The following is a 449-nucleotide window of genomic DNA, read 5'->3' as shown; positions in this document are numbered from 1 at the left end:
CACGGTAGCCGCACCACTGGAGGCATCCATCACCGGCGTGGAAAACATGCTCTACATGAAGTCCGTGGCCGGTAGTGATGGCGTGTTGGTGCTGACCGTCACCTTCCGTCCTGGCACCGATCCCGACGACGCCCAGGTCAAGGTACAGAACCGTGTCGCCCAGGCAGAGCCGCGTCTTCCCGAAGCGGTGCGCCAGCAAGGTGTGGTGACCGTCAAACAGTCCCCCAACGAAACGCTGGTCGTGCAGTTGCGCTCGCCGGGCGATCGCTATGACGCGCTGTACCTGCGCAACTATGCCGTGCTCCATGTACGCGACGAGTTGGCACGCATCCAGGGGGTGGGCGATGCCACGATCAACGGCTCTGGCGACTACGCCATGCGCTTATGGCTGGACCCCGACAAAATTGCGGCGCTGGGTATGACCGCCGGCGATGTGGTCGAAGCCGTGC

The 449-nt window shown here is 63.5% G+C and carries 1 protein-coding gene; it reads left to right on the top strand.

The features are described from left to right. The coding region (locus DU29_RS01000000130805; RefSeq protein ID WP_033051160.1) for an efflux RND transporter permease subunit at nucleotides 1-449 on the top strand (449 nt) is incomplete at both ends.

Origin of the sequence: Pseudomonas sp. Ant30-3 (assembly GCF_000690905.1) — a bacterium.
Taxonomy (GTDB): domain Bacteria; phylum Pseudomonadota; class Gammaproteobacteria; order Pseudomonadales; family Pseudomonadaceae; genus Aquipseudomonas.
This window is presented reverse-complemented; position numbering and strand designations above follow the sequence as displayed.